The sequence below is a fragment of the Azospirillum oryzae genome (assembly GCF_008364795.1).
GTDB lineage: Bacteria > Pseudomonadota > Alphaproteobacteria > Azospirillales > Azospirillaceae > Azospirillum > Azospirillum oryzae.
Map to the genome: position 1 here is coordinate 131,980 of NZ_VTTM01000009.1, position 18,724 is coordinate 150,703.

The 18,724-nt window shown below is 66.1% G+C and carries 18 protein-coding genes; 7 read left to right on the forward strand and 11 right to left on the reverse strand.

The genetic code is table 11. The features are described 5' to 3' along the window. Positions 1-46: 46 nt before the first annotated feature. Positions 47-1,003 (reverse strand): DMT family transporter, encoded by a 957-nt coding sequence (locus FZ938_RS21975; protein ID WP_246457963.1) that lies wholly within the window; start codon positions 1,001-1,003, stop codon positions 47-49. Between the two features lie 110 nt (positions 1,004-1,113). Then, positions 1,114-1,953 (reverse strand): 2-keto-4-pentenoate hydratase, encoded by an 840-nt coding sequence (locus tag FZ938_RS21980; RefSeq protein WP_149200576.1) that lies wholly within the window; start codon positions 1,951-1,953, stop codon positions 1,114-1,116. 149 nt (positions 1,954-2,102) lie between these two features. Here FZ938_RS21980 and FZ938_RS21985 point away from each other — a divergent pair, with 149 nt between their 5' ends. Beyond that, positions 2,103-3,419, forward strand: coding sequence for an acetylornithine deacetylase/succinyl-diaminopimelate desuccinylase family protein (locus FZ938_RS21985; RefSeq protein WP_149200577.1), 1,317 nt, complete (start codon positions 2,103-2,105; stop codon positions 3,417-3,419). Between the two features lie 67 nt (positions 3,420-3,486). Here FZ938_RS21985 and FZ938_RS21990 read toward each other — a convergent pair whose 3' ends face one another. After that, on the reverse strand, positions 3,487-4,185 hold the full coding sequence (locus FZ938_RS21990; protein WP_149200578.1) for a hypothetical protein: 699 nt from the start codon (positions 4,183-4,185) through the stop codon (positions 3,487-3,489). A 324-nt stretch (positions 4,186-4,509) separates the two neighbouring features. On the opposite strand from FZ938_RS21990, the gene catB reads away from it, so the two are divergent. From catB to FZ938_RS22005, 3 genes are all read left to right on the forward strand, one after another. Continuing rightward, entirely contained in the window at positions 4,510-5,145 is a 636-nt protein-coding gene (gene catB / locus FZ938_RS21995) for a type B chloramphenicol O-acetyltransferase (protein ID WP_149200703.1), read from the forward strand. Positions 5,146-5,432: 287 nt separating this feature from the next. Continuing rightward, positions 5,433-5,738, forward strand: coding sequence for a hypothetical protein (locus tag FZ938_RS22000; RefSeq protein WP_149200579.1), 306 nt, complete (start codon positions 5,433-5,435; stop codon positions 5,736-5,738). A gap of 346 nt (positions 5,739-6,084) precedes the next feature. Next, entirely contained in the window at positions 6,085-6,813 is a 729-nt protein-coding gene (locus FZ938_RS22005; protein ID WP_149200580.1) for a hypothetical protein, read from the forward strand. Between the two features lie 96 nt (positions 6,814-6,909). Here the strand turns inward: FZ938_RS22005 and FZ938_RS22010 are convergent, their stop codons facing one another. Further along, a complete protein-coding gene (locus FZ938_RS22010; RefSeq protein ID WP_149200581.1) occupies positions 6,910-7,278 on the reverse strand; it encodes a DUF427 domain-containing protein in 369 nt (122 codons plus the stop codon). A gap of 136 nt (positions 7,279-7,414) precedes the next feature. On the opposite strand from FZ938_RS22010, the gene FZ938_RS22015 reads away from it, so the two are divergent. After that, positions 7,415-8,047, forward strand: coding sequence for a 3'-5' exonuclease (locus tag FZ938_RS22015; RefSeq protein ID WP_149200582.1), 633 nt, complete (start codon positions 7,415-7,417; stop codon positions 8,045-8,047). 12 nt (positions 8,048-8,059) lie between these two features. Here the strand turns inward: FZ938_RS22015 and FZ938_RS22020 are convergent, their stop codons facing one another. The 5 genes from FZ938_RS22020 to FZ938_RS22040 all read right to left on the reverse strand — a co-directional run bounded on the left by FZ938_RS22020 (position 8,060) and on the right by FZ938_RS22040 (position 14,993). After that, positions 8,060-10,900 carry a bifunctional diguanylate cyclase/phosphodiesterase gene (locus tag FZ938_RS22020; RefSeq protein ID WP_149200583.1) on the reverse strand — a complete coding sequence of 947 codons (2,841 nt, stop codon included), beginning with the start codon at positions 10,898-10,900 and terminating at the stop codon, positions 8,060-8,062. Then, a complete protein-coding gene (locus FZ938_RS22025) occupies positions 10,900-11,406 on the reverse strand; it encodes a hypothetical protein (protein ID WP_149200584.1) in 507 nt (168 codons plus the stop codon). Before FZ938_RS22025 ends, FZ938_RS22020 begins: the two co-directional genes overlap by 1 nt. Positions 11,407-11,542: 136 nt before the next feature. Further along, entirely contained in the window at positions 11,543-13,264 is a 1,722-nt protein-coding gene (locus FZ938_RS22030) for a methyl-accepting chemotaxis protein (protein WP_246799084.1), read from the reverse strand. 181 nt (positions 13,265-13,445) lie between these two features. After that, positions 13,446-14,357, reverse strand: a complete 912-nt coding sequence (gene prs, locus FZ938_RS22035; RefSeq protein ID WP_149200586.1) for a ribose-phosphate diphosphokinase — start codon at positions 14,355-14,357, stop codon at positions 13,446-13,448. 126 nt (positions 14,358-14,483) lie between these two features. Beyond that, positions 14,484-14,993, reverse strand: coding sequence for a hypothetical protein (locus tag FZ938_RS22040; protein WP_149200587.1), 510 nt, complete (start codon positions 14,991-14,993; stop codon positions 14,484-14,486). A gap of 150 nt (positions 14,994-15,143) precedes the next feature. Here FZ938_RS22040 and corA point away from each other — a divergent pair, with 150 nt between their 5' ends. After that, entirely contained in the window at positions 15,144-16,145 is a 1,002-nt protein-coding gene (gene corA, locus FZ938_RS22045; protein ID WP_149200588.1) for a magnesium/cobalt transporter CorA, read from the forward strand. A gap of 64 nt (positions 16,146-16,209) precedes the next feature. After that, positions 16,210-16,623: a hypothetical protein gene (locus tag FZ938_RS22050; protein WP_149200589.1), complete on the forward strand. Its 414-nt coding sequence runs from the start codon at positions 16,210-16,212 to the stop codon at positions 16,621-16,623. Positions 16,624-16,809: 186 nt separating this feature from the next. On the opposite strand, the gene FZ938_RS22055 is transcribed toward FZ938_RS22050, so the two are convergent. Further along, on the reverse strand, positions 16,810-17,058 hold the full coding sequence (locus tag FZ938_RS22055) for a hypothetical protein (protein WP_149200590.1): 249 nt from the start codon (positions 17,056-17,058) through the stop codon (positions 16,810-16,812). Positions 17,059-17,531: 473 nt separating this feature from the next. Then, on the reverse strand, positions 17,532-18,644 hold the full coding sequence (locus FZ938_RS22060; RefSeq protein ID WP_246457960.1) for a LysM peptidoglycan-binding domain-containing protein: 1,113 nt from the start codon (positions 18,642-18,644) through the stop codon (positions 17,532-17,534). Positions 18,645-18,724 lie beyond the last annotated feature (80 nt).

The following is an 18,724-nucleotide window of genomic DNA, read 5'->3' on the forward strand; positions in this document are numbered from 1 at the left end:
AAAGGGACGGCGGCGGGACGGCGGTTATTCCATGAAAAATGCGGGATCAGGCGGTCCTCCACAGGCTGATGATCATGACGCCGGCCACCGTCAGGGCGGCGCCGGCCAACTGCAGCCAGCCCATCGGCTCGGCCAGCGCCAGATAGCCGAAGACGGCGGCGGCGACCGGGCCGATGGCGCCGCTCAGCGCCACCAGATTGGGACCGACCCGCCGCAGCGCCTCCGCCGTCATCAGCACCGGCAGCACGGTGCAGACGACCGCCATCACCACCGACAGACCGAAGACCGCCGGCGCCAGGTCGAGCGCCGACAGGGGACGCAGCACCAGGAACTGCAGGATGCAGCAGAGGCAGGCCGCCGTCATCGCATAGGCGGTGAAGCGCATCGAGCCGATCCGCTGCACCACCCGGCTGCTGCCGACCAGATAGATCGAATAGAGGAAGGCCCCCATGAAGACCAATCCCGCCCCGGTCATGAAGTCGGGATGGCCGGTTCCGATCTCCGACCACACCACCAGGGCGACGCCGGCGTAGGAAACCACCAGCGCCACCACCTCGCGCAGGCCGATGCGCTTGCCGAGGAACAGGGCGGACAGGACCACGACGATGGTCGGGTAGAGGAACAGCAGCAACCGCCCCATCCCGGCCGAGACATAGCGCAAGCCCAGGAAATCGCAGAAGCTGGCGGCGTAATAGCCGGTGATCCCGAGCGCCACGGTCAGGGCGAGGTCGCGTCCGGCGATCGGCGCATACTCTCCTTTCCTGGCTCCCTTCTTCACCCCCGACCACAGCGCCATGCCCAGGAAGAAGGGCAGCGCGAAGACCATGCGCAGCATGATCAGGGTGACCGGATCGACGTTGTAGCGGTAGGCCAGCTTGATGATGACCGGCCGCAGCGAAAAGGCGATCACCCCGGCGATGGCAAGGCCCAGCCCGACCAGGATCTGGACCGGCGGCAGGAACCGCGTCGCCGCGGCTTCGGAGGACAGGCTGGACTGGGACAAGGCGGCGTTTCCGGCGGCTGGAGAGGGACCGCCATTCAAGCATCCCCGCTGCCGTTTGGCTTCAACCAAGGCGGCGGCCGGCCATGACCGCCGCCATACCCTGGATTGCGTCAGGCGGTTGCGCCGGCCGCAACGGCGGTGCCCGACATCGGCGCCAGCCCGGTGAAGGTCACCCGCGCCTGCTGGCCGATGGCGATTGAGTGGACGCCGGTCAGGGCGCCGGTGGACACCCACTGCCCGGCCTTCAGCGGCCGGCCCAGCCGCACGGCCATGCTGAGCGCGACCGCGACCGCGGCGGCGATGCCGCCCGGCAGCTTGGCGGCGCTGCCGACGCCGACGCTCTGCCCGTCGATCAGCACCTCGGCCCTGAGCGCGTCGGCGCCCTCCACCCCACCCACGATCTCCTCGCCGACGATCAGGCCGGTGTTGTTGCCGAAGACGGAGGTCGAGGCGGTGGGACCGAGCGTGTTGACCGGAGCCAGCGGCCCGCCCGCCACCTCGATGGCGGCATGGACGGCGGCGATGAAGGCGGCGGCCTCCGCCGGGCTGTAGTCCAGCTTGTCGGCGGGGGCGTCGGCGGCGATGCGCACCGCGAACTCCGCCTCCACCGCGCCGAAGCCGCCGGGAATGACCGGGAAGCTCAGCGGCCCGCCATCGGCGGCCGACACCGTGCGGGCGAAGATCGGGCCGATGTAGCGCATGGCGCCCAGCGTCTCCTCCAGCGCCGGGGGCACCCGCGCCACCTTCCAGCCGGCAACCTCGTCGGGCCAGGCAGCGGTCGCCGTCGCCTGGATGGCGTAGGCGGTGGCAAGGTCGGCCGGCAGCGGACCGGGGAAGTCGGCAAGGCCGGCCGCGCTGCGGCGGGCAGCGACGAAGCGGGCCGCGGCCTCGGCGATCACCGGGTCGGCCAGGGTCGGGGCGCTCAGCCCGATGGGGTGCGTGACGGTCATGGAAAGCTTCTCCGCTGAGGGGCGCCGCGACTGTAGCGGTCCCGGCCGGCGGGGGAAAGTGCGCCGCACAATAACAACTCCCGAAAGGCGGGGTGGACGGACCATCCGGTTGCGGAGACACTGAACCCGTCCTTGCCGCGGGAGAGGCCATGCGTTCCGACACCGACGCCGCAACGAAGCTGCTGTTCCGCCGTATCGAGGCGCGGCGCGACGATCTGGTCGCGCTGACGCAGGATCTGATCCGCATCCCCACCGTCAACCCGCCGGGCGACGTCTATACCGACTGCGCCGAGTTGATCGGCCGGCGGCTGGCGGCGCGCGGATTCGCTGTCGAGTATGTGCGGGCGGAGGGGGCGGCCGGCGACAGCGACCGCTATCCGCGCACCAACGTCGTCGCCCGCATCGAGGCACCGCGACCGGGACCCTGCGTCCATTTCAACGGCCACATCGACGTGGTGCCGGCCGGCCAGGGCTGGACCGTCGATCCCTTCGGCGGGGTGGTGAAGGACGGCCGGGTTTATGGCCGCGGCGCCTGCGACATGAAGGGCGGCATCGCCGCGTCGATCATCGCCGTGGAATCGCTGCTGGAGGAAGGGCTGTTGACGGCGGGCGCCCTGGAGATTTCCGGCACGGTGGACGAGGAATCCGGCGGCTATGGCGGGGTCGGGCATCTGGCGAAGCTCGGCTATTTCTCGCAGCCCAGAGTCGACCACGTCATCATTCCGGAGCCGCTGAACGTCGACCGGGTCTGCATCGGCCATCGCGGCGTCTGGTGGGCGGAGATCGAGACCAAGGGCCGCGTCGCCCACGGCTCCATGCCCTTCCTCGGCAACTGCGCGGTGCGCCACATGGGCGCCGTGCTGCACCGGATCGAGACCGAACTGATCCCCCGCCTCGCCGCCAAGCGCACCGGGATGCCGGTGGTGCCGGAGGGGGCGCGCCAATCCACCATCAACATCAACGCCATCCATGGCGGCCAGCGCGAGGACCATGGCGGCCTGCCCAGCCCGATGGTGCCCGACCGCTGCCGCATGGTGATCGACCGCCGCTACCTGATCGAGGAGGACCCCGAGGCGGTGCGCGGCGAGATCGTCGCCATCCTGGAGGATCTGCGTCGCACCCGCCCCGGCTTCGCGTACGAGCTGCGTGAGGTTCTGGCCTTCCTGCCGACGATGACCGATGCCGACGCGCCGGTGGTGCGGGCGGTGGCCGCCGCCATCGAAACGGTGCTGGGCCGCCCGGCGCAGCATGTGGTTTCCCCCGGCACCTATGACCAGAAGCATGTGGTGCGCGTCGGCCAGTTGAAGGACTGCATCGCCTACGGCCCCGGCATCCTCGACCTCGCCCACCAGCCCGACGAATGGGTCGGCATCGACGACATGGTGCAGTCGGCGCAGGTGATGGCGCTGGCGACGCTGGATCTGATGGGGGGTGCTGCGGAGGCCGGCGGCGGGCTGCGTTTCTGACGGCACCGGCGCTGCGGCCGGGGGGAGGGATGGAACGGCGTGGAACAGTTTCCGCCGGACGTTCCATCTACCGCCGGCCGGCGAAGGCTCCGGCGGCGCGGCGGCTGACCGGGCCGGGGTTGAGGTTGGGGTACTCCTCATACTGGTTGAGCGTGTAGGGGAAGACGCCCTTCGGCCCCGCCGCCTCAGGCTGAGCGAGGACGGCGGCGACCTGCGCCGGGCTGGGCGGATGGCGTTCGCGGATCGCGCCGGGGATGGCGTCGTCATCCAGTTCGGGGACGACGACGGCGGGCGGGTCTTCGGGTTTCGGGGCCGGTCTCGGGGCGGGCGGCTGGTCGGATTGGGCGGCCTGCTGCTTGGCGGTGGGCAGGTCGAGGCCGGCGAACAGGCCGAGCCGTTCGGCCAGCCAGCGCACGGTGGCGGGATCGCCCGACGTGACCAGCCGCTCGATCTGCTCGGCCACCAGCACCCGCAGCGAGGACAGGCGCAGTTCCGCCTCGCGGTTCAGCGCCTGCCGCTCCCACCACACCCTGTGACGGAAATCCTTGGAACCGTAATAGGCCCGCCACAGCGTGGTCCGGCTGCACCCCATGGCGCGCGAGACCTGAAGGAAGCTGTTGCCGCGCGCCAGCATGCCGGCGGCCATGATCCACTGTTCCTCATGGAACTGCGAACCGGGGACCAGCGAGCCTTCGGACGGGGTCGGCGGCTCCTCGGCCCAACGGGGGAAATTGTCGGTGGTGAAGCTGCGGGGATCGAGTGGCATGGCGGAACTCCACAAGTCGGGGGGCTTGCGGGGGAGATTACAGGAAAATTTTCCTTTCCGGTGGCGTTCTTTGAAAATGGAGATGGGGGTCGCTCCATCGGCACAGGGGAGGTCCTCCCCTCTCGCTCTTGCGATCCGACTGTTCCGCTGCAAATATCCTCGTCATGAAGGCCGCACCAAGTACCACCTGCATCGCGCTCTCGCGCGCTTGACGCGAAGAGCTTTGACGTGAGCACCCCGATTGGCGGCTCGCGTTGGTTGTCTGCGCGCCCACGCGGACAGGAAACCGCCTATCTGGCGGCTCAGATGCAGCGGAGCGATCCGATGAAGAACTTTTTCGAAAACCCCTTCAAGGGCGTCCTTCTGGAAAAGCAGGTCACCAACCCGAACATCGTTTTTGGCCGGTACAGCTATTATTCCGGCTATTATCATGGCCAAAGCTTCGATGACTGCGCCCGGTTTCTTCTCCCGGACGACGGGGCCGACAAGCTGGTGATCGGCAGCTTTTGCTCGATCGGGTCTGGCGCAGCGTTCATCATGGCGGGCAACCAAGGCCACCGGAGCGACTGGATCAGCACCTTTCCCTTCTTCTGGATGCCCGACGTGCCGGCATTCGCCGGTGCGCAGAACGGCTACCAGCCGGCAGGCGACACGGTGATCGGCAATGACGTCTGGATCGGTTCGGAAGCCATCGTCATGCCCGGTATCACGATTGGCGACGGTGCCGTGATCGGCACAAGGTCGCTGGTAACGCGGGACGTCGAGCCCTATGCGATTGTCGGTGGCTCCCCCGCCAGAACGATCCGGAAGCGCTTCGATGACCATCTTGTTGCGTTGCTGCTTGAGATGGCGTGGTGGGAGTGGTCCGACGACCAGTTGCGGAGCGCCATGCCGATCCTGACCAGCGGCGACGTCGCGGCGCTTCATCGTTATTGGGAAAGCGCGATCAAACGCAGCTGACGGCGACCATGCCGGCTTCGCCTGTCCCTGGAGCGGGATGGGCAAAGCCGGCACCTGTCGGCCCCATGTTCAGAACCGCAACAGCTGAGCCCCCTGGCGCCTGCTGCCCGGCGCAGACGACGCGGCGGCACCCTGAGCGATTCGCTCGCCGGCATGTTGGCGGCGATCAAAATTTCGCGTATACTGTGACGCTCGCGGTAGAAGTAACTCGTTAAAAGGGTATCACGCAAACTAGCGTTGCACTGATTACCTTCAGTATAGAAAATAAAACATAAAGGATATGCAGAATGCCAAGAAAAACTCCTAAGGAAAATGAAATAGAGAAATGGGAAAATGGACTCCCATGGCTTTTTCAGGCACGAGCGGGAGAGTGGATAGAAGGTAATGGTGCATACCCAAAGCAAATCAGGCTCATGACTGAAGAACATATAAAAAATGCAATAAGTCTTGTGAAAACAAGCGGTCCTATATTCGAAAATAGGGACTGCAAATACAAAACAACTCAGGAACACTACGAAAAAGTCGCAAATGAAAAAATAAGACAGCTTGAGGGTGAGTTATTTTTCCGTATTAACGGCTACAATAAGCCGTAAATCATCTGTTTCCTCGATGCCGATCAGCAGCAGCCCGACCAGCGCGATACGCGTCGCCCTGGTCGAGCGGCCAGCCGGTCGCCGGCACCAACTCGCGCCCGGTCTTACAACTGGGCGACACTCTCGACACCGATCTGCAAGAATTTTGCACATCAGGTGGATGCCTTGATATCTGAAAAGGCATCGCAAAAAGGAGCGTTTTGGAGCGTCCGCAAAGCGCCACGAGCGGTCATAAGCGAAAGTCAAAACCGCCCATCTTCTGATTAAGTCATAATTTATTCTAATATTTCTGTTTGTCATGCAAATTTGTTTATCTCTTCCATGAATATAATTAGAAAGTGGGTCGATGCTTGAGTTTAACGAAATCGTTGAAGATTCCTTAGGTTCCAGAGCCCCGAATTCTTGTGAATATGCACAGGTAATATGCGAGGATAAGTGGATCAATGGCTGCTCGAATGGAAAGATGTGGAACTATGCGCAAATTCCAAATGCTAGGAATTATATCTCTGTAATAGTGATACTTGAATCGCCACACATCGAAGAATTCAATCGCCAAATCGATGGAACTTTCGTGCAAGTTGGCCCCGCTGCAGGATTTAAGCGCGGCAGGTCCGGCTATCGTATTCAGAAATTTTTGGAAAACCGATACCTTTCTCTAATTCCTAATTATAAAATCAACACTCCTTTGTTTTTAGTTAATGCGGTCCAATATCAATGCTCCCTAAACAGAAAATTAACAGAGGCGATAGCGGTAGAGAGGGACAAGGTATTTAAAGCTGTTTGGGAGAGAGGCGGCTGTTGCAACTTCGTGGAGCGCCTCTCAAGTTATTACCAACCCGGTGATATTGTGGTGAACGCTTGTACCGGAAATAAGAAGCAGGATGCAGCTACAAATTTGAAGCTGACGGTTGAGGCTGGTATCATTGCGGCGCTTGAGGGTAAGGACGGGCGCGAAGCCACAAATAAGCTTTGGGGAAACTCGAAAAAAGACATTCGCGTTATAAGTGACATAGGTATCCATCACCCATCCTCCAAATGTTTTGAGCGACAGCCGCCTATCTGGATACTTCCATGAGATTCCCTTGCGAAAGGTCCGCTTCGAGTCAGAAGCAGACGCAGCCGGCATTGCTATCAGAACCGCACCGCAGGCGGAGCCTTCCGCCGGCTGCCGCTATGGGGCCGCGTGCTCTTCGATGCAATCGACGCGGTCCGGATAGAACGCCAAATGGTCGCGGATGGCGGCCACGGCGGGATAGGGGGTTTCGTAGGTCCAGACAGCGTTGACCGCGACGCGATCACCCACGCGCAGGCTGTAGTAAGCGGCATCCCCCTTGTAAGGGCAATGCGTCGTGTGCGCCGTGCGCTCGAAGGCCGTCATGTCGGCATCCGCACGGGGAATATAGTGGACCATGGGCAAATTCGCCTCGGTCAGCGTCAGGGCGCGTGCCGTTTCGGCGACGACCCGGCCGGCGAAGACGACACGGATCCGATTCGGGTTGGGGACGATGGTGATGGGATGCTCGGGGCCGGGAATTTTCACAGCGATACTCCTTGCTCGCCAGCGGTCGCGCCGGTCATGGCGCTTTCGCCATGCTACTCTGGGCGGTGTGACGGAGCGTTGTCCTCGTTTCACATCCGTGCCACAGGTGGCTCCACCGAAGAAAGATTGGATCTCAATGAGCATGCAGCCATGGGAAGGACGTGACCGGCTGGTCGCAATCGACATCGAGACGACCGGACGGCGCCTGCCGAGCCTCCAGGACATCCGCAAGGCGCCCAAGGGCCTGCGTCAGCCCGGCATCATCATCGAGATCGGGTGTCTCGAACTCATCCGCGAGGGCGATGGCTGGAGGAAAGCGCGCAGTTGGGAGTCGCGGGTCAACCCCGACGCCCCTCTCCATCCCGACTCCATCAAGGTGCACGGCATCAAGCCCGCCGACCTGAAGACGGCGCCCCGCTTTCCCGAAGTCGCCGACGCGCTTCTCGCCTTTCTGGGCGAGGATCTTCTGGTGGCCCATGCCTATGAGAACGAGATGGACTTCCTGAACCACGAGTTCGCGCGCTGCGGACGCGCCGCATGGGGTGCCGACACCTTCACGGCGGACCGGTTCATCTGTACCAAGGAGATGTCGCACGCGGTCTTCCCCGGCGCTTCCGGCTCGCTCGATGCGCTGTGCGACCGGCTGTGGCTCGACCGGAGCGATCGCTTCGCCCACCATGGCGCGCTGCTCGACGCAGACCTGACGGCTGACGCCTTCGTCAAGATGGCGTTGGGAGATACCGGCCCGCGCGACGCCGTGTATGAGTGAGGCACGGCGCCCTCACTCCGCCGACACCGACTGCACGGGGGGCTGCACCGCCGTCAGCTTCTCCAGCAACCGCTCCACCTCCTCGACCGGGATGGGGCGGCTGAACAGGAAGCCCTGGTAGCTTTCGCAGGCGAGATCGCGCAGAAGTTGTAGCTGCTCCTGGGTCTCCACACCCTCGGCGATCACCGACAGGCCCAGGCTGCGGCCCAGGCCGACGATGGCGCGGGGGACGGAGGAGTCGCTGGCGCCGGTCGACAAATCGTGGATGAAGGACCGGTCGATCTTCAGCTTGTCGATCGGCAGACGGTGCAGATAGCTGAGGCTGGAATAGCCGGTGCCGAAATCATCCAGCGCGATCAAGACTCCGCGCTGCTTCAACGCCGCCAGCGTCGCCGCCGCCGATTCGACGTCGTCGATCAGCGTGCTTTCCGTCACCTCGATCTCCAGCTCCGGGCCGCTCAGGCCGTTGGCATCCAGCGCGCGGGCGACCTTGGCCGGCAGCTGGCCGTCGCGGAACTGGGCGCCGGACACGTTGACCGCCACCGGGATCGACAGGTCGAAGCGGGTCCGCCAGCGCCGGATCTGGGCGCAGGCCTCGAACAGCACCCAGTCGCCCATCGCCAGGACCAGACCGGTCTCCTCCGCCACCGGCAGGAAACGGCCGGGCAGGATCATCCCTTCGTCGGGGTGGCGCCAGCGGATCAGCGCCTCCAGACCGACGATACGGCCGGTCAGGGTATCGACCTGCGGCTGGTAGACCAGGAACAGCTGGCCGTCGCGGATGGCCTGGCGCAGGCTGCCCTCCAGATCCATGCGCTCGCGCGATTTGGCGCCCATCTCCTTGGTGACGAAGCGGAAGCCGTTCCGGCCCTGCTCCTTGGCATGGTACATGGCGATGTCGGCGCAGCGGATCAGCCCTTCAGGATCCTCGGCGTCGTCGGGATACAGGCTGATGCCGATGCTGGGCGTCACCACGAAATTCTGGCCGCCGACGGCGAAGGGGCTGGCCAGATGCGCCACCACCTTTTCCGCCACGCAGGCCGCATCGTTCGGCTCCATCACCCGACGGACGACGATCAGGAACTCGTCGCCGCCCAGCCGGCCGACGGTGTCGGATTCGCGCAGACCCGATTGCAGCCGGCGCGCCACCGACCGCAGCACCTCGTCGCCGAAGCTGTGGCCCAGGCTGTCGTTGATGACCTTGAAACGGTCGAGGTCGATGAACAGCACCGCCACCTTGGTGCCGTCGCGCCGCCCCTCGCGCAGGGCCTGGGCGATGCGGTCGTACAGCAGGACGCGGTTGGGCAGGCCGGTCAGCGCATCGAAATGGGCCAGATATTGGATGTGCTGCTCGGCCCGGCGCTTCTCGCCGATGTCCTCGGCGAAGGCCAGGACGAATTTCTGCGCGCCGTCGGCGATGACCGGCTGGAAATGCAGGCTGAAATGGCTGCGCCGGCCGCCCAGCAGCAGGGGCTGGTCGGATTCGAGCTTGCCGCTCTCCCCCTGCAGCGCCGCCTCCAGCGCGAAGACCGACGCTTGATCGCCAAAGCGCAGCCGCAGGTCGGTGCCGAGCAGTTCCTGCCGGGGCAGGCCGGCGGCGGCGGCGAAGGCCGGGTTGCAGTCCAGCACCAGCCCGTCGGCGCCGACCAGCGCGATCCCCAGCGGCGCCTGGGTGAACAGCTGCTGCCGTTCCGCCTCCTGCAGGCGGAGCGAGGCCGTCATCTCCCCGGCCAGCACCACCGCGCGGGAATGGGTCACCAGCGCCATGCGCAGGACCAGCGCCAGCGCGAGGCTGAGCGCCAGCCCCCCGGCCAGCAGCGCGCCGGGCACCCAGTCATGCGCGGTGAACAGGCCGTCGGGCAGGCTGTCGTAACGGACGGTCCACACCCGCCCGCCGACCGGCAGTTCCCGCATCAGGCTGATGGCGACCGTGGAGTCCAGCGGGCGGCGGCTGCGGTACAGCGGAAATTCGGCATCCGCCGGCGGCACGTCGAAGATCTCGATGCCGGTGTCCCGGCGGTTCGCGTCGATCAGCCCGTCGACCAGCGGGCCGATCCTGACCGGGGTCAGCACCACGCCGGTGAAGGACGCACGCCGCGCCTCCAGCGACGGCGGCAGCGGATCGCCGCGGTAGGTCGCCTGATAGAGGATGAAGGCGGGGCCGGCCCCGGTCGCCTCGTCGATCTTCAGCGTGATGGCGCGGGTGGCGGCGGGCTCGCCGGTGTCGCGCGCCCGTTCGATGGCGGAGCGCCGGACCGCCTCCGACATCATGTCGAAGCCGATGGCCCGCACGTTCCCTTCGTTGACCGGGGCGGTGAAGATGTTGACCACCCGCTCCGCGCCCGCCGTCTCGGGCCAGATGCGGAAGTCCGACAGGCCGGCCGCCCGCATCGACGCCACCAGATCGCCGGCCCGGCCGGCCGCGACCGCGCGAGCATAGGCGATGGAGATGATGCCGGGATAGCGCTGAGGCATGTCCAGCGCCTCGACGAAGCGGCTCCACTGCGTCCAATGCAGGTCGGGGAAGGTCATCGCCAGCGAGGCGGCGCTGCGCGCCACCTGTTCGTACACCCGCAGGCGGTCGGCGAGCTGGCCGTGGATTTCCTCGACCCTCGCGGCGAAGCGGTGCTCCTCCTCCCGATGCAGCAGGCGGCCGGAATGGAGCATCGCCATCACGGACAGGCCGGCACCGGCAATCAACGCCAGAACGGGAACGGCCACCGGCAAGTTCAGATTGCGAAGGAAGCGACGAAAGGAGGGTTCCGAACCGGCGGCAGGTTGGCTTTCCGCAGTGGGATCCGGCTTGGGATCCAGCTTGGGATCGGCCTTGGACGCGGCTGCCGGCTCCGGCATCAGAACTCCTCTAGGATCTTCGGACTGGTCAGCAGCAACTGTTCGATCATCCCCAGGATCTGCTCGATCTTGGTGCGGGTGGCGTCGAGCTCGTCGGCCATCCTGTCGTCGATGCCGGCTTCCATCAGCATGGTGTCGAAGGTGTGCAGCGTTTCGTTGAAGGCCTTCTGCTCCGCCACCAGCACGTCGAAGGCCCCCAGCGAGGCGGTCAGGGCCAGCGGCGGGTCGCTGACGAAGGAATGGCTGATGTCGGTGAAGATGGCGATGGCGCTCAGCTTCTGCCGGGTCACCCATTGCGGGAAGTTCGGCGGCAGCTCCTTCCCGGCGACCTCCAGCCTTTCCTGGATCGAGAAGATCAGCCCCTGGATGTCCAGATAGGCCGCCCGGATCTCGCGGAAGCGCGGAAAGGTCTTCGGTTTTCCGGCGGCGCGCTGGCGGCCCAGGGCGGCGATATCCTCGGTCAGCTTGCGGGACATCCGAAGCACGACGTCCGTCACCTTCGACATCACACGCCTCCGCTCAACGGACCGCCCCCGCGCATCGCCATCACTGCTTCGCCAACACCGAACCGCCTCCCGTGGCGGCTGCCCCGCCAGACTACACCAGTTCCTTCCCCTATCGTTAGTGTTACCGGCGGCCGGGTCAGAAGCCCACCGCCGCAGCCGGTGTCGCACCGACCGCCAGCCCGGCCTTGTCGAGTTCGTCGAGCAGGGCGATCACCTCCTGGGAGGCGCGCTCCACCTCCGCCACCCCGGCCAGCGCGCGGTCCATGTCGCCGTCGGCGAAGGCGCGGGCGGCGGCCTTGCCGTGGTCGTGGACCCGGCGGTGCGGGGCCTCCAGCCGGACGAAGGCCGAATGGGCGCGGTAGGCCATCGACGACGGGCCGTAATACCACTTGCCCAGCCGGCAGGCCTCGTGGCTCGCCAGTTCGTCCGGGCGCAGGGTCTCCAGCCCGACCAGCATGTCTGCCAGCCGCTTCTTCCAGATGACGTGGTCGACCTTGGCGATCTTGACGATCTTGCCGGGAATGTCCTGTTCCATCAGCTGTTTCAGCTGGTTGCCCAGCAGGGTCTCCACCCCGCGCGTGGCCTGCACGCTGCGCAGGATGGCGGCGCTGTTCGACGCGCTGCTCTCGGCGATGCGGGAGGTGCCGGAGGCCACCTGGTTGGCGGCTGCCGACTGCTGGGTCAGGATGCTGGCGATGTCGGACATGCGCTGTTCGGTGCGGCCGATATGGTCGCCGATGTCGCTCATCCGGTCGCTGACCGCGCGGATCGCCGCCTGCCCGGCGGCGACGGCACGGGTGCCGTCCTCCATCGAGGCGACGATGGCGCCCATTTCCGCCTTCAGGGAATCGATGCGCAGGCGGATGTCCTCGGTCGCGCGGGCGGTCTGGTTGGACAGGCTCTTCACCTCGCTCGCCACGACGGCAAAGCCTTTTCCGGCCTCCCCGGCGCGGGCCGCCTCGATGGTGGCGTTGAGGGCGAGAAGGTTGGTCTGCTTGGCGATCGCCTCGATGGTGGAGACGATTTCCGCGATGCGTTCGGAGGCGACCGACAGCTCGCCGACCCGCATCGCCGCGCCTTCCACCGCGCCGGCGATCTGTTCCATGCGGACGACCGCCTCATGCACCGTGCGGCCGCCGTCGGCGGTCACCGTCTGCGCCTGTCCGGCCAGGGCGGCGACATCGCGGCTGCGCGCCCAGATCTCCTGGATGCCGGTCACCGTCTCCTCAGTCGCGGCGGCGATGCCCTGGGATTCCTGATCGACCGCGCGCAGCTGTCCGACCATCTGGGCGTTGGCGACCGCCGCGTCATTGATCGCCATCGCCACCTCGATGGTCCGGTCCATCAGCGACGACGCGAAGTCGCCCAGCGCGCGGCCGCAGCCCTGTCCGCCCGCACCCGCCGCCGGCAGGCCATAACCGGCAAGCGTCCGGTCCATGTCGAAGGAAACGGCGCGGGCCACCGCCGCCACCGCGCGCCGCGCCATGGCCGGGCGCCAGCGCAGCGCCCCCTGGACCAGCGCCAGCAGGTCGCTGAGCACCACGCCATAGGCGCCGATGTACCAGGAGGACTCCAGACCGATGCGGCTGTGCGCCTCCCCGGCGGCGCGGCAGCGCGCCTCATGCTCGGGCGAGCCCGCATCCTGGAACATCAGGCGCCAGTGATCGGCCTGCCGGCGCTTCAGCCCGGACAGATCGCCGTGGGCCTGCAGCAGGGCGCGGGTTTCCGGCCAGCGGGACAGGTGGGCATAGAAGCGCTCCGACAGGTCCGGCAGACTGCGGTCGATCAGCCGCCCCATGCTGGCCAGAAGCCCGCGCTCCTCCGCCTCGAGCCCGAAGAAGCCCGCATCGGCCCCCATCCGCCCGTCCGTCCGCCCATCGCCCGCCATGTCGCTCACCCAATACAGATGATGCGGCGCACAATCGGTGTGACGCCGCATTGGATTGGCGACAGTTATATAAAAATTGTCATAAAAGGCAACCCGCCCTCGGCATAGAATCCGCCGAAGGACGGGCTTAATGGTCGCACCCGCTATTCTTTCATTCGCTTACGAAAGACTTGATGGCGTCTGCGATCAGTCCGCCGAGGGACAGGGCGTTGGAGGGATGCGGCACGCCGTCGCAGGACAGCGGGCGGCCCAGACCTTCCGCGGCGAAGCGTTCGGCGACGATGTCGCTGAACAGGGCGTGGACACCGTAGACCTGCACCCGCTCCGCCCCCAGCACCCGCGCCGCGCGGGCGCAGGAGAAGATCGTCTCGCCGGAACTGATGACGTCGTCGACGATCACCACCGGCCGGCCATGGATCGGCGCGTCGGGGGGAAGCGCCACCGTCACGTCGCGGTCGCCGCGCCGCTCCTTGCGGCCGACGATGCCGGTGAGGCCGAGCGGCCCGGCCACCGCCTCCACCAGCGGGGCGGATTCCTCGTCGGGACCGATGATGACGGTGCCGGGGGCCACACCGGCGGCCCGCAAATGCGCGGCGATGGGTGCGGCGCCGCTCAGCGCGATGGAGGGGCGGCCGACGAACACCTCGTCCAGCGTGTGGGTGCGGTGCAGGTGCGGCTCGACGCAGACGAAACGGTCGAAGCAGCGGCCGAGCCACTCGCCGACCACCGTCTGGCTGACCGGCTCGCCCGGCCGGAAGACGGCGTCCTGGCGCATGTAGGCCATGTAGGGCGCCACCAGACAGAGGTCGGTCGCCCCCTGGCGCCGCAGGACCGAAGCGGCGAGGGTCAACTCCACCAGCTTGTCGTTCGGCCGGTCGAGCGAGCGGTAGACAATGGCGCGCTCCACCGGCTCCGGCAGGCGGACAAGGCTTTCGCCGTCGGGGAAGCGGTGCAGTTCGGCAATGTGGCAGGGAATGTCCAGCACCTGGGCCAGACGGCGCGCGGCATCGGCCGATTCCGGAAAGCCGTAGACGGCCGTGTAAGTGCCCGTATCGCGGGCCATGCCCCATCTCCCTCACCACCTTGGACGGCGGCAAGCTTGGCGCAGGCGGCATGGGCGGGTCAATCATGGCGAAAGGCGGACAGTGCGGGGTCCGGATCCCGCCATGTCCGCCTATGCCGTGCCGGTTCATGCCTCCGGCCGCTTTCCCTCCTCCGCCTCGTCGGCTTCGGAGGCTCGGGGGTCGACATAAATGCTCTCGGCCCGGCGCGCCAGCCATTGGAAGGCGCCCAGCCCGACCACCAGCAACGTGACCACCCCCAGCAGCATCACCGGATAGACGATGCCGGAGATCTCGGTGGTGCGCGCCTCGAACACCAGGACCAGCCCTTCCAGGCTGGCGGCGATGATGATGGTGGTCAGGAACTTGGTCAGGGTGCGGCGGGCCTCGTCGGCGCGGCGCAGCTCGCGTTCGCGGACGATCTCCTCCTCGTAGAGGTATTTGGCGATCTCGAACACGGCGATGGCCAGCACGATCATCCCGACCCCGTCGAGCATGGCCGAGGTCAGGACGGCACTGTCCAGCGCCACCATGCCTTCGAACACCGTCAGGGCGGACAGGCCGATGAACAGCAGGGAGAACAGGCTGAGCGTCACCGCCGCCAGCAGATACATTCCGCGCGCCGCCGACTGGAACATCGCCCTTCCCTCTTCCAAAGCTGGTCCTTGGCAGTGGAAACGCATGAGCCGGCCAATCCGCCCAAATGGTGCCACCGGATCCGTCGACGCTGCCGGGGAACCTCTTTAGAGTGGCGCCGACCTGTCGCCTCCCATTCGGTTTTCACTTCCATGACGCTGCCGCCGGAACCCACCCCGACCCACAACGCAGTGGTGGCGAGCGCCGCCTATTGCGAAGGCCGGCGCATAGCCGACGTACCCTTGGCCGAGGCCGGCGCCTGGGCCGCAAAAGACGGGCACTTCGTCTGGATCGGCTTGTGGGAGCCGGACGAGGCGCTGCTGATGGAGGTGAAGCAGCAGTTCGGCCTGCATGAACTGGCGGTGGAGGACGCGCTGCACGCCCACCAGCGCCCGAAGGTGGATATCTATGGCGACAGCCTGTTCATGGTCCTGCGCACCGCCCGGCTGGAAAAGGGCGAGCTGGTGCTGGGCGAGACCCATGTCTTCGCCGGCCGCGGCTATGTCGTCACCGTGCGGCACGGCGCCTCGACCAGCTATTCGCCGGTGCGGGCGCGGGCGGAAAGCGCGCCGCATCTGCTGAAGCATGGCGAGGACTTCATCGTCTACACCATCATGGATTATGTGGTGGACTGTTACTTCCCGGTGCTGGACCAGATGGCCACCACGGCGGACGAACTGGACGCCCTGCTGATCGCCCGCCCGCCCAGCATGACGGAGATCGAGTGCATCCACCAGCTGCGCCGCGACCTGGAGCGGCTGCGCCGCAACGCCTCTCCGCTGCTGGAGGTCTGTTCGCGGCTGGAGCGCTTCGACCTGCCGATGATCGACCCGGCGATCCGCCCCTATTACCGCGACGTCCAGGACCATGTGATCCGCGTCAACGAGCAGATCGGCTCGCTGCGCGAGGTGCTGTCCTTCGCCTTCGAAACCAGTATGATCCTGGCGACCGCGCGGCAGAACGACGTGACGCGCAAGCTGGCCGCCTGGGCCGCCATCCTTGCCGTGCCGACGGCCGTCGCCGGCCTGTACGGCATGAACTTCGAGCATATGCCGGAGCTTCACTGGCGCTACGGGTACCCGGCGGTGCTGGCGGTGATCGCCGCGGTCTGCGGCGCGCTCTTTGTCCGCTTCCGGCGGATGGGATGGCTGTGACGGACGAGATTTCGGGTCGGGGTTTTCGGGCCGACCTTTTTCGGTTTGGACTTTGGTGACGGACATGACCGACGCAACGAACGCGCTGTACGCCCTGCTGGACGCCTATCTGCGCTGCCCGGTGGAACCGGCGCGCGCGGAGCTGGAACAGGCGCTCCGCAACTATCAGACCGACTGGATCCGCGCCCGCGCCGGGGCCAATTCCCCGCCGCTGGCGGCGAAGGCGGAAGAGGCCCCGGCGCCCGTCAAGAAGGTGATCGTGCCGAAGCCGCGTTTCCCCATCGCGTCGGCCGACCTGGAGGTTCTGAAGCGTCTGGCCGACGGCTGGCCCGGCACCACTGCCGAGGTGGCGCGCTGGGCGTGGTTCGAGAACCGCGAGTTGGTGGCGCTGGACCCGAACCCGGCCGGCGAAGGGCCGGAGGTGCTGCGCCTCACCCCGCTCGGCTGGGCCGCCATCGGTCGGATGCCGCCGGACTGAGCCGCAACCAAGTCCGCAGCTGTCGGTCTCATGCCCACCTCTCTGCGCCAAAGGCACAGAAAACCGACCGCAGATCAGCCAGTATCTGCGATGGGGGCATCGGAGGTGAGTTCCGGGAACCGCCTCTTATATGGTTATTGGACCCAGAACTGAGAGGCTTAGCTGTTTTCCCCGAACTTCAACGCGCTATTCGTGGCCGCCTAATGGCGTGTCCTCATCCGGCTCGGCGGCGGCTCGCCGCATTTCAGTGCCAGCGTGCACGCTATGGATCACGGTACGAGCTTGCCGGATGTTCTGAAGGTCAAGAGCATAGCCGATGCCCGCTTGCCTCAGATCGGTTTCGAACGTATTCACGGCTTTAATCAACTTCTCCCTTGCCTCCCCATGCTCGGGAGCTGACGACAAAGTGATATAGCAACTAAGTTCATAGTCCATGGCTTCTTCCCTTCGGGAAGATCAACAACGCAATATCGTTTTCATCACGCCGGAAAGAATCGTTTGCCAGATATGCAATATTTCGGCATATATTTTCTCATGACTGCAATCGTACAGCGCTGAACGCCAGATTCACCCCTCGAATTCGCTCACCTCGTCGCGGCGAAGGTGGCCTCTGCCTCATCTGCGCCAAAGGCACAGGAAATCGACGGCAGATCAGCAGGTTTTTGGAAAGGTGAACATTGGACAAGGGTTCTGAAAAGCGTCTTTAAGATTTGAACCGCTCCGTATCCCGCTTCATTCCCGCGCGATCCTCGGCCGCCATCCCCACGAACGCGGGGATGACGGAAAGTTCCTTTTTTCTTCAGAGGCTTAGCAATGCCTGGAATTGCGTGGATGCGATGTCGCCTTCGCAAGGATGACGGCTGACAGTAGCTGCGGAAACTCACAGCCGTAGTAGAAGGGTCTCCCCCTCAATTCACCTGCGGCAGCGCGAAGATCTGGCCGGGATAGATCAGGTCCGGGTTGCGGATCTGCTCGCGGTTGGCGGTGTAGATGGTGGTGTAGAGCATGCCGTCGCCATAGGTGCGGCGGGCCAGCCGCCACAGGCTGTTGCCGGGCTGGACGACGATGTTGCGGCCGTCGGTGGAGGCCGCCGGCATGGCGGAAACCTGGACCGGCAGTTCGGCCCGTGCCACCACCTTTCCGCCCTGGGTGATCTGATCGGCGCGCAGGGTGTAGACGCCGGGGTCGATCAGCTTTTCCGGGGTCAGGCGCCAGTTGCCCTTCGGGTCGGTGTGGGCGCTGCCGACGAGGATGTTGTCGAGATAGAGCTGGACAGCGCTGTTGGGCGCCGCCCGTCCCCCCAGCGCCACCCGGCCGGCGGGATCATAGTCCATTGTTTCCACCGACACGCCGCCCGGCGGCGGGGGCGCCCCGTTTTCCGGAACCGGCGGAGCCTGCAGGACCGAGCTGCCACCCATGGCGGGCGACGCGCTGGCCAGCCCGTCGCGCGGCACCGCCACGGCGACCGGAGCGGCCGGACTCGTGGCCGCGGCCGACGACTCGGGTGCGGGTTTCGCTGCGGGCTCGGGCACCATCACCACGACCACCTTGTCGGCGGGCAGCGGGGCATCGGCGCCGGGACGGGTCTCGGTCAGGTTCAGTTCGCGGGTGCCGGGGGACAGCGGCTTGTCCGGCAGCATCACCCACTCGCCGCGCTGGTCGGCCTTGGCCGACGCGACCCGATTTCCGCCGTCGGTGACCGTGACCTCCGAACCGGGTGCCGCGCGGCCGGCCATCACCGTCGCGCCGTCCGGCGCTATCCGCACCACGTCGAAGCTGGGAGCAGCGGGCTTCGCCGGTTCCGGCGCCGCGGCGGCCTTCGCCGGAGTCCCCGTCTGTGTGGCCGTCTGTGTGGCCGGCTGTGCGGCCGACTGCGCCGATGCAGCCGGGGTGCCGGGGGCCGAGGCAAGGGCCAATGTCGCCGGCTCCTCGGCCGGTTTGCCTGCCGGCCACAAGGCGACCGCCGCCGCCCCGCCCATCAGAGCCACGCCCAAAGCTGCGAACAACGCGTTTCGTTTCACCTGAGCACCCATCCGGCGGCCCACCACAATGGCAGGATGACTGACTATAGCAGAAGGACAGGTCGCAAAAGAATGGCGCC